Origin of the sequence: Bacillus sp. JHAA (assembly GCF_036961585.1) — a bacterium.
In the GTDB taxonomy this organism is placed as follows: Bacteria; Bacillota; Bacilli; order Bacillales; family Bacillaceae; genus Bacillus; species Bacillus velezensis.
The window spans coordinates 38,559-49,564 of record NZ_JBAMDE010000003.1; the positions used below are offsets into that span (position 1 = coordinate 38,559).

General features: G+C 44.5%; 9 protein-coding genes and 1 pseudogene. 7 read left to right on the forward strand and 3 right to left on the reverse strand.

What is annotated here, in order from left to right:
• Positions 1–138: 138 nt before the first annotated feature.
• From ptsG to V7728_RS07820, 7 genes are all read left to right on the forward strand, one after another.
• The gene (ptsG, locus tag V7728_RS07790; RefSeq protein ID WP_003154656.1) at positions 139–2,235 is read left to right on the forward strand and encodes a glucose-specific PTS transporter subunit IIBC; all 2,097 of its coding nucleotides are present in this window, start codon (positions 139–141) and stop codon (positions 2,233–2,235) included.
• 96 nt (positions 2,236–2,331) lie between these two features.
• The gene (locus tag V7728_RS07795; RefSeq protein WP_003154654.1) at positions 2,332–2,598 is read left to right on the forward strand and encodes a phosphocarrier protein HPr; all 267 of its coding nucleotides are present in this window, start codon (positions 2,332–2,334) and stop codon (positions 2,596–2,598) included.
• Positions 2,598–4,313 (forward strand): phosphoenolpyruvate--protein phosphotransferase, encoded by a 1,716-nt coding sequence (ptsP, locus tag V7728_RS07800; RefSeq protein WP_015417356.1) that lies wholly within the window; start codon positions 2,598–2,600, stop codon positions 4,311–4,313. The genes V7728_RS07795 and ptsP overlap by 1 nt, the downstream gene beginning before the upstream one ends.
• A gap of 87 nt (positions 4,314–4,400) precedes the next feature.
• The gene (locus V7728_RS07805; RefSeq protein WP_003154646.1) at positions 4,401–4,640 is read left to right on the forward strand and encodes a transcriptional regulator SplA domain-containing protein; all 240 of its coding nucleotides are present in this window, start codon (positions 4,401–4,403) and stop codon (positions 4,638–4,640) included.
• An 84-nt stretch (positions 4,641–4,724) separates the two neighbouring features.
• A complete protein-coding gene (gene splB, locus V7728_RS07810; protein ID WP_007611071.1) occupies positions 4,725–5,753 on the forward strand; it encodes a spore photoproduct lyase in 1,029 nt (342 codons plus the stop codon).
• Positions 5,754–5,879: 126 nt separating this feature from the next.
• Positions 5,880–7,847 carry a methyl-accepting chemotaxis protein gene (locus tag V7728_RS07815; protein ID WP_099566702.1) on the forward strand — a complete coding sequence of 656 codons (1,968 nt, stop codon included), beginning with the start codon at positions 5,880–5,882 and terminating at the stop codon, positions 7,845–7,847.
• A gap of 80 nt (positions 7,848–7,927) precedes the next feature.
• The gene (locus V7728_RS07820) at positions 7,928–8,794 is read left to right on the forward strand and encodes an NAD(P)-dependent oxidoreductase (protein WP_099566703.1); all 867 of its coding nucleotides are present in this window, start codon (positions 7,928–7,930) and stop codon (positions 8,792–8,794) included.
• Between the two features lie 558 nt (positions 8,795–9,352).
• On the opposite strand, the gene V7728_RS07825 is transcribed toward V7728_RS07820, so the two are convergent.
• From V7728_RS07825 to V7728_RS07835, 3 genes and pseudogenes are all read right to left on the reverse strand, one after another.
• Positions 9,353–9,745 carry a hypothetical protein gene (locus V7728_RS07825; protein WP_081211943.1) on the reverse strand — a complete coding sequence of 131 codons (393 nt, stop codon included), beginning with the start codon at positions 9,743–9,745 and terminating at the stop codon, positions 9,353–9,355.
• A gap of 216 nt (positions 9,746–9,961) precedes the next feature.
• Positions 9,962–10,086 (reverse strand): annotated as a pseudogene (locus V7728_RS07830) (P-II family nitrogen regulator); the annotation flags it as partial.
• 5 nt (positions 10,087–10,091) lie between these two features.
• Complete coding sequence (locus V7728_RS07835; protein ID WP_099566704.1) at positions 10,092–10,868, reverse strand: CAP domain-containing protein; 777 nt, start codon at positions 10,866–10,868, stop codon at positions 10,092–10,094.
• Between the last annotated feature and the right edge of the window lie 138 nt (positions 10,869–11,006).

Below are 11,006 nucleotides of genomic sequence, written 5' to 3' on the forward strand. Positions count from 1 at the left end.
CACCCTTTTTACTCATGCCTTTTTTGTTGTGTAAAAGGGCAAATGTAAACGGTTAAACTGAAGACTTGCGCCAGTGAATTCGTTGTCATGAATTTTCGCTGTAAGGTCACACTAGCTAACAGAGGAGGTACATCTTTTATGTTTAAAGCATTATTCGGCGTTCTCCAGAAAATCGGCCGTGCTCTTATGCTTCCGGTTGCGATTTTACCGGCTGCGGGGATCTTGCTTGCGTTAGGGAATGCCATGCAGAACAAAGATATGATTCAAGTCATGCACTTCTTAAGCAATGATAACGTTCAGCTTGTGGCGAATGTCATGGAAAGCGCCGGCCAAATCGTATTTGACAACCTGCCGCTTCTTTTTGCAGTAGGGGTTGCGATCGGTCTTGCCAACGGAGACGGTGTTGCCGGAATCGCGGCTATTATCGGATACTTGGTCATGAACGTATCCATGAGCGCCGTGCTTATGGCAAACGGCAGTATTCCGTCTGACAAAATTGAACGGGCAAAGTTTTTTGCGGAAAACCATCCGGCCTATATTAACATGCTGGGGATACCCACTTTGGCGACGGGCGTGTTCGGCGGTATTATCGTCGGGGTTCTGGCCGCGTTATTGTTTAACAAGTTTTATAAAATTGAACTTCCGCAGTACCTGGGATTCTTTGCGGGTAAGCGGTTCGTCCCGATTATCACATCGATTTCCGCATTAATTCTCGGTCTTATTATGTTAGTGATCTGGCCTCCGATCCAGCACGGTCTGAATTCCTTCTCCACGGGTCTTGTGGAAGCGAATCCAACCTTGGCGGCCTTTATTTTCGGGATGATTGAGCGGTCATTGATTCCGTTCGGTCTTCATCACATTTTCTACTCGCCGTTCTGGTATGAATTTTTCAGCTATAAAGATGCGGCCGGAGACATCATCCGCGGAGATCAGCGGATTTTCATGGCTCAGATCAAAGACGGCGTACAGCTGACGGCGGGAACATTTATGACGGGGAAATATCCGTTTATGATGTTCGGTCTTCCGGCGGCAGCGCTTGCAATCTATCATGAAGCGAAGCCTGAAAAGAAAAAACTTGTAGCCGGAATCATGGGTTCTGCCGCTCTGACAAGTTTCTTAACGGGAATTACCGAGCCGCTTGAATTCTCATTCTTGTTTGTGGCTCCTATCCTGTTTGCGATTCACTGCGTATTCGCGGGACTTTCCTTTATGGTCATGCAGCTGCTGCATGTAAAAATCGGTATGACCTTTTCAGGCGGTCTGATTGACTACTTCCTGTTCGGAATTCTGCCTAACCGGACGGCTTGGTGGCTTGTCATTCCGGTCGGCTTAGGATTAGCCGTCATTTACTACTTCGGTTTCCGGTTTGCGATCAGAAAGTTCAATCTGAAAACGCCGGGCCGTGAAGAAGAGGCTGCGGATGAAGGTGCGGGCGCCTCAGGCGAAGCCGGCGACCTTCCTTATGAAATCCTGCAGGCAATGGGTGATCAGGAAAACATTAAGCACCTTGACGCTTGTATCACGAGACTCCGCGTTACGGTCAACGACCAGAAGAAAGTGGATAAGACTCGTCTGAAACAGCTTGGCGCCTCAGGCGTTCTTGAAGTCGGAAACAACATTCAGGCCATTTTCGGCCCGCGTTCTGACGGTTTAAAAACACAGATGCAGGATATTATCGCCGGACGCACGCCGCGCCCTGAACCGAAAGTATCCGCACAAGAAGAAGTCAGCCAGCAGGTTGAAGAGGTTATCGCAGATCCGCTCCGAAACGAGCAGGGTGAAGAAGTGTTCGCTTCTCCGATCACCGGCGAAATCCATCCGATTACCGATGTGCCTGATCAGGTGTTCTCAGGAAAAATGATGGGTGACGGTTTTGCGATTCTTCCTGAAGAAGGAATCGTCGTATCGCCTGTCCGCGGAAAAGTGCTGAATGTTTTCCCGACAAAACATGCGATCGGCCTTCAGTCTGACGGCGGAAGAGAGATCCTCATTCATTTCGGAATCGACACAGTCAGCCTGAAAGGCGAAGGATTCACTTCTTTTGTTTCTGAGGGTGACCGGGTTGAACCGGGACAAAAGCTGCTTGAAGTTGATCTTGAAGCGGTTAAACCTCATGTTCCTTCATTAATGACACCGATTGTCTTTACAAATCTTGCCGAGGGTGAAGCGATTTCCCTTTCGGCCGAAGGTACCGTAAAACGGGAACAAAAAGATATTGTGAAAATCGGAAAATAAGCATATAAATACGCCGTGCTTGTCAGATGACAAGTACGGCTGTATGATATAATATTGTGTAGTAAAATAGCTTTAATTTAAAGGAGAATGATAATCATGGCACAAAAAACATTTAAAGTAACAGCAGATTCCGGAATCCACGCTCGTCCTGCGACAGTTCTTGTACAGACTGCAAGCAAATACGATGCTGACGTAAACTTAGAATATAACGGCAAAACAGTAAACCTTAAGTCAATCATGGGCGTTATGTCTCTAGGTATCGCTAAAGGCGCTGAAATCACAATTTCCGCTTCAGGCGCTGACGAAAACGATGCTCTTAACGCTTTAGAAGAAACAATGAAAAGCGAAGGACTCGGCGAGTAATGCAAGAATTAAAAGGAATAGGCGCTTCAGCCGGAATTGCGATTGCGAAAGCATACCGGCTTGAAGAGCCGGACTTAACGGTTGAAAAGAAAAACATTGCTGATGCTGCGGCTGAAGTAAGCCGTTTTGATGAAGCGATTGTACGTTCTAAAGAAGAGCTTGAAAAAATTAAAGAGCATGCTTTAAAAGAACTGGGACAAGACAAAGCTGACATTTTCTCCGCGCACCTTTTAGTTCTGAGTGATCCTGAGCTGTTGAACCCGGTAAAGGAGAAAATCAGCACAGATTCAGTCAATGCTGAATTCGCTTTGAAAGAAACAGCTTCCATGTTCGTTACTATGTTTGAATCAATGGATAACGAATACATGAAAGAGCGTGCGGCGGATATCCGTGACGTAACAAAACGTGTGACGGGGCACCTGCTGGGCGTGGAAATTCCGAACCCGAGCATGATCTCAGAAGAGGTTGTTATCGTGGCTGAAGATTTGACACCGTCTGATACGGCGCAATTAAACCGCCAGTTTGTAAAAGGTTTTACAACTGATATCGGCGGACGCACTTCACACTCCGCGATCATGGCCCGTTCGCTTGAAATTCCGGCTGTTGTCGGCACAAAAGCGGCTACAGGGACAATTGAAAACGGTGTTACGGTAATCGTAGACGGCATCGATGGTGATGTGATCATCGATCCTTCCAGTGAAACGTTAAAGAAATATGAAGAAAAGCACAGTGCTTACCTGGCGCAAAAAGCTGAGTGGGCGAAGCTCGTCAATGAACCGACTGTTTCTAAAGACGGCCATCATGTAGAGCTTGCCGCAAATATCGGCACACCTGACGATGTAAAAGGCGTTCTTGAAAACGGAGGAGAAGCTGTAGGGCTTTACCGTACGGAATTCCTTTACATGGGACGCGACCAGCTTCCGACGGAAGACGAGCAGTTTGACGCTTATAAAACGGTTCTTGAGCGTATGGAAGGAAAATCAGTTGTCGTGCGGACATTGGATATCGGCGGCGACAAAGAGCTTCCTTACCTGCAGCTACCTAAAGAAATGAACCCGTTCTTAGGCTACAGAGCCATCCGCCTTTGCCTTGAAGAGCAAGAAATCTTCAGAACTCAGCTTCGTGCGCTGCTTCGTGCAAGTACATACGGAAACTTAAAAATCATGTTCCCGATGATTGCGACAGTAAACGAGTTTAAACAGGCGAAAGCGATTCTTCTCGAAGAAAAAGAAAAACTCGTCGAAGCCGGCGTAGCGGTTTCTGACGATATTGAAGTCGGTATGATGGTAGAGATTCCGTCTACAGCCGTTATCGCAGATCAGTTTGCCGCAGAAGTTGACTTCTTCAGTATCGGAACAAATGACTTGATCCAATACACGATGGCTGCTGACCGCATGAACGAGCGCGTGGCTTATCTGTATCAGCCATACAATCCGGCGATTCTCCGTCTGATCACCCTTGTTATTGAAGCCGCTCACAAAGAGGGCAAATGGGTCGGCATGTGCGGAGAAATGGCGGGAGACGAAATTGCGATTCCGATTCTTCTCGGCTTAGGCTTAGATGAGTTCTCGATGAGCGCTACATCCATCCTTCCGGCAAGAACGCAGATCAGCAAGCTTTCTAAAAAAGAAGCTGAATCATTCAAAGAAACAATCTTGTCTATGAGCACGACAGAAGAGGTTGTCGCATTCGTTAAAGAAACATTCAATAAGTAATACAACAGCCAGACGGTGTAAGCCGTCTGGTTTTTTTCATATTCGGAAAAAAGGGGGGAACAATAACTTTCAACAGGAGGGATTATCATGACAAAATCATTTGCAGCGGGGGATACGGTCTATGTGATTTACCGCAATCCGCATGCCGCCAATGTCGCCCATATTAAAGAGGCGGAGATCGTCCATCACCCGTATCATGAGGGAGAATTGTCTCTGTTTTTATACGAAACCTATCATCCGCTGGCCGAAGATGACGCGGTCTTTTCGACATATGAGGAAGCGGAAGCGCTTTACAGCGAGCTTTTTGAAGAAGACCGGTATCATTGATCAAAGGAAATGTTTACAACGCATATTCACTCTCTTTTAAACGGAAAGTAACAACATGAGAATATGTAAAGGGAGTGTCTGTCTATGCTGAAGCCGTTTGTGCCCCAGCTTGTTTATATTGAACCGAGAGCGCTCGAATACCCGTTAGGACAAGAGCTGAAGAATAAGTTTGAAAACATGGGGCTTGAGATCAGAGAAACGACATCGCATAATCAAGTCCGGAATATTCCGGGAAAAAATCACTTGCAGCAATACCGGAACGCGAAATCAACATTGGTAATCGGCGTCCGGAAAACACTGAAATTCGATTCTTCAAAGCCGTCCGCCGAATATGCCATTCCATTTGCGACGGGCTGTATGGGGCATTGCCACTATTGCTACCTGCAGACGACGATGGGGTCAAAGCCCTACATCCGGACATATGTCAATGTGGAAGAGATTCTGGATCAGGCTGATGAGTATATGAAAGAACGGGCGCCGGAATTTACAAGATTTGAAGCCTCTTGTACGTCTGATATCGTCGGAATCGATCATCTGACACATACATTAAAAAGAGCCATTGAACATTTCGGACAAAGCGAATTGGGACAGCTCAGATTCGTGACTAAATTTCACCACGTCGATCATTTGCTTGATGCAAAGCATAACGGAAAGACTAGGTTCAGATTCAGCATCAATGCGGATTATGTCATTAAAAACTTTGAACCGGGAACTTCTCCGCTCGACAAACGGATAGAAGCCGCCGTCAAAGTCGCTAAAGCGGGCTATCCGCTCGGTTTCATCGTGGCGCCGATTTATATTCACGATGGCTGGGAGGAAGGCTATAAGGAACTGTTTGAGAAACTTGATGCGGCGCTTGATGAAGACGTTCGGCATGACATCACATTTGAACTGATCCAGCACCGTTTTACAAAACCGGCCAAACGGGTGATTGAGAAGAACTATCCGAAAACAAAGCTTGAGCTTGATGAAGAAAAGCGCAGATACAAATGGGGACGCTACGGAATCGGCAAGTATATATACCAAAAGGACGAAGAGCATGACTTAAGGGAAACACTCGAATCTTATATCGAAACCTATTTTCCGAAAGCGAAAATCGAATATTTTACGTAAGGCGGAGCTGTCGGTACGACGGCTCTTTTTTTGCTGCGCCAAATGGCGGAAATTTTTGATATTTATTTCAAGATTTATTCATTTTCATGACCGAAAGACCGATATAACTCTCAGGAGGGGATGGTTATGTTTAAAAAAATGCATATCAAAATTGCTGTGTTTGTATCGGCAATGCTTATCGTAACGGTTGTTTTTTTAACGGTTTCTTCATATTTGACATTAAAGCCGATGATGACGGATGAAGCAAAACGTACGACAGAGAATGTCACCAATTCACTCGGTCAGAACATTGAGCTTCAGCTGAAAAATGATGAGACCGTATTATTGAGATTAGCAGGCGGTGAATTGTCCCGGTCTTTTCTATCAGATGGGAACAAAGAAACCGCGCGGCTTTTTAACGATGAGTTAAAACAGATCGGACAGAATGACAAATATGTCGCGCTTGCGTACGTCGGAACCGCAAACAAACAAATGTTTACATATCCAAAGGCCGACTTTGCCAAAGACTATGATCCGACAAATAGAACGTGGTATAAGATGGCGGCTGAAAAACCCGATAAGGTTGTCTGGACTGACCCTTATAAAGATGCAGTGACGGGAGACATGATCGTGACGGCGTCAAAAGCCATTCAAAACAGCGGAACCGTCGTCGGAGTGGCGAGCTTAGATCTGAAACTGTCCTCCATTCAGAGCATGGTCAACGAGCAAAAGGTACCGTATAAAGGATTTGCGTTTTTGGCGGATGAAAACGGCTCTCTTCTGGCGCATCCGGAAAAACAGGGAAAAAATATTTCGGAAGACCAGACGTTAAAAGACATCACCACGGATAAAGAAGGCATCAAAGAGCTGCAGGGGAACATGGTCGTCTACCAAACGGTAAAAGAAACAGGGTGGAAAGTCGGAACGCAGTTTGAAAAAAATCAGCTGATGGGAGTAGCCGACAAAATGAACACGGTGAGCATTTTTATGTCACTGATCGCCCTTGTGATTACAATCGGACTCAGCTATTTCCTAGCAAAAACGATAACCGGGCCGATTCAGCAGCTGATCGCGAAAACAAATTCAGTCTCAGCGGGAGATTTAACCGTCCGCGCTCAGACGAAATCAAAAGATGAAGTAGGCGAGTTAACAAAAGACTTTAACCAAATGGTTGAAAATATGAAAGAGATGGTCGAACAGGTCAAGGCCTCCTCAGAAAACGTGTCCGATACATCTGACCAGCTAACCGTCATCTCACAGGAGACAAATGAAACGAGCGGACAAATCGCAAAAGCGATAGAGGAAGTCGCCGCCGGAGCGACAGAGCAAGCGTCAGAGGTTGAGACGATCAATGAAAAATCAGAAAATCTCTCAGTCAAAATAAAAGGAATCGCAGATCGCGCGGGCAGCATAAAACAACTCTCAAAATCTTCAGAGGATGCCAGCTACAAAGGGCTGGACGCGCTCGGACAGCTGCTGATGAAGTCAAACGAAGCCAATTCAGAAACGAAAAAAGTAGAGGCAATGCTGAATGACCTGGAAGAACAAACGAAAAACATAGAAGAAGTCGTGACGGCAATATCCGCCATTTCAGACCAGACGAACCTCTTGGCGCTGAATGCGAGCATTGAAGCCGCAAGAGCGGGAGAAAGCGGCCGGGGCTTTGCCGTCGTCGCGGAAGAAGTCCGCAAGCTTGCTGAACAATCAGCTCTTTCTTCCGGCCATATCAGTGAGACGGTCCGGCTGATTCAATCAGAGACAAAAGAAGCGTCACACGCGATGATTGAGGCAAGCAGAATGAATGATGAACAAAACAGCGCCATTCATGAAACGGGTGAGGTCCTCAATCTGATTACGACGGAAATGCAGTCTCTTGTTCAAGGTATAGATCATATTTACAATGACATTCAAAAAATGAGTGAAGAACAAGCCGCGATTCAAGAAGCGATTCAAAGCATCTCCGCCATTTCTCAAGAATCTGCGGCAGCGGCGGAAGAAGTGAATGCTTCTACTGATGAACAGCTCGTTACGCTTGAAAAAGTGAAGCAATCGACTGACATGTTAAAGAGCGCGAGCGAAGATCTCATCAGCGCCATTTCTAAATTCACCTTGTAACGCGGTCTCTATCAGCCTATAATATGGTAATATAGACATGAAAGAGTGATATATGAATCGCATCAAGGGAGGAAAGCGCAGTGAACAAAACGGTTGGATTTATCGGTTTGGGCGTCATGGGAAACAGTATGGCATCGCACATTTTAGAAGCGGGCTATCCTGTTTTAGTCTACACGCGTACGAAACAAAAAGCGGAAGAGATTCTGAATAAGGGAGCGGTCTGGCAGGAGACGGTCAAAGACCTTTCAGAGAAAGCTGACATTATTATTACCATGGTCGGCTATCCGAGTGATGTCGAGGAAATCTATCTCGGCGAAAATGGCATTCTCCGGCACGCAAAAGAAGGGACGTTTGTCATTGATATGACGACATCAAAACCGTCTCTGGCGAAGAAGATAGCGGAGAAAGCCAAAGAAAAATCCATTCACGCCTTGGATGCACCTGTTTCCGGTGGAGACATCGGCGCGAGGAACGGAACGCTTGCCATTATGGCCGGAGGAGAAAAAGAAGCGTTTGAAGCATGCCTGCCGCTTTTCTCCGTTATGGGGGAAAACATTCAGTATCAAGGGCCGGCTGGCAGCGGCCAGCATACGAAAATGTGCAATCAGATCGCGATTGCAGCGGGAATGGTCGGAGTGGCTGAAGCGATGGCTTACGCTGAAAAATCCGGTCTGAACCCGGAACAAGTGCTGAAAAGCATTACAACCGGAGCTGCCGGAAGCTGGTCATTGTCCAACCTCGCTCCCCGTATGCTGAAAGGCGATTTTGCACCAGGATTCTACGTGAAACACTTTATTAAAGACATGGGAATCGCCCTTGAAGAAGCGGAGCTGATGGGAGAAGAAATGCCCGGATTGGCGCTGGCCAAATCATTATACGACAAGCTTTCCGCGCAAGGGGAAGAAAACAGCGGAACTCAAAGTATTTATAAGCTTTGGGTGAAATAAAAAAAGATTGCCCGAACGCGACTATTTTATGGATGTTGAGGAAGCGAATACTTACGGTATTGTTGGTAGTGTTTTATAAACAATGATCTGCAAATCTTGTATTCTTAGGGCCTTAATGAAGACAGGAACTTGGCAGGATAATGTATTAATGTGTATCCGTTTATAATATTCTACTGTTTGGAATCCCCCTCGTTTGTTTGATGCAGACTGTCTATTATAAATCAAAAGGGGGATTTCCGAATAATGATTAGGATTAATACAACTTTCCAAAAGTAGGATGTATCATGTTTGATTCAAACTATGAATTCGAGTAACCCAAATGTACATAGCAATAAATCGAGTTCGTATTCCCGCAATTAAAACCTAGTAATTTGGCATCCGAAATTGAAATTCTATAGATTAGCCTTCTAGCCAAAACTGAAAAATAAAAGAGGATGTATCGTAAAAAATTCAAGAGATTTACGAAAACATCCTCGATTCAAAGATTTCATCATTACATGCTGTTTTTTGAATTCCAGATGAAATCAACGTTAAACCCATTTGTTAATAATATGAATTTTAATGTTGTACAGTAATATAGTGTTTCAGTTCTCCTCTATGGGTTTGATTTCCCCAAGTCAATGCTACCACCACATCATACTTGCCTGCTGGAATATTTTTTGTCAAAAAGCTCACTTTAAAACTGCGAATATTACGGCCATTAACATATATGTCTTTGACTACATCTCTTTTTTTATTGACAAGAAGAACATTAACACCCCAGTTTACCTCATATTTTGTAGGCACAGTACCTGTTACGACAATAGAAGTAGCGTGTTTTGAGTAAGTATTAGCATCTGTTTGGAATTTAATTGCTCCTTTTGAAGTCATGGCTAACGCTTCTGAACTGTTTGAGAAAATCCCGAATGTCAAAAGAGCAACTGTGAATAGTGTCATTACAATTTTTTTCAATTGAAACTTCCTTTCTCCATTTATTTAGAAATCCATTCAATATATTACTAAATTTTAAAAAAATATTCAACAGAAAAATAGGTAAATTCTACTTTTTATTAAATGAAGTATTACTAAAGAAGCAAAGGCTAACAAAACCAATTTAATCATCACGTTTAAGATTTTACAAAAAAGCTCCCAGCACTTATGTGCCGGGAGCTTAAAATGTTTATAAATTTATAAAGTGTCAGGCCCTTCTTCGCCCGTACGGATGCTGATTGTATTGGGAACTTCGTAAATTAAATTTTGCCGTCACCGGGCTCACGGGTTTTGAGCACTTTTTGCACCGTTTCAGCCACTTTTTTGTTTATTTTCCGATAAATTGCTGTGTCCAGATGTTTCCTGATTCTACATAACCGACACCGATTTGAGTGAACTCGGGGTTCAAGATGTTCTTTCTGTGGCCTTCACTGTTCATCCAAGCTTTAACGACAGCTTCAGGAGTCGGCTGGCCTTTGGCGATATTTTCACCGGCAGTTTTATAAGTGATTCCGAAAGACTTCATCATATCGAAAGGTGAACCGTAAGTAGGACTTTGGTGATCAAAATAGTTTTTGTCTTTCATATCTTGTGATTTTGCATGAGCTGATTTGCTTAGTTTATCATCAATCTGCAGAGGTTTTAAGCCTTGCTTTTGTCTCTCTGCGTTTGTCAATTCAACGACTTTCTTTTCATACGCACTGACAGATGAAGGAGTTTTCTCGCTGCTGTTGTTTGTGTTATCTGTCTGTTTTGCATTGTCAGCCGTCTGGTTTTGATCGGCTTTCGGTTTTTCAGCAGCTGCCGGTGCCGTTTTTGCCGGTGTTTCTTTTTGAACGTCTTTAACTGTCATATCAGAATTCTTTGCGTGTTTTTGCAGCTGCTGTTTCAGTTCTTTCTCATTTTTAAAGCTCAGCTGTTTCGCGCTCTTTTTCATATGTAGTTTTTCAACAGCCTCTTGAAGAGTCAGATGCTGTACAGTGTTTCCTTTTTTCACGGTAACGACGTGCTGGCATGACAGCTCTTTGGCAGATGCCTGCTGAATGCCTCCGAATGTAATCAAACTGACTGCCGCGGCAGCAGATAAGAGAAATGCTTTTTTCATAAGTTTATAGCCTCCCAGAGAAGTTGTTTTTTTCTACATGAAAAATCTTATCACAGCTTTTTTGTCATAATGCAGGCAGCCATTTCCTTTGACAACAAACTCTTGTCATAATTGTAATTGAGCGCAGAAAAATGGCTC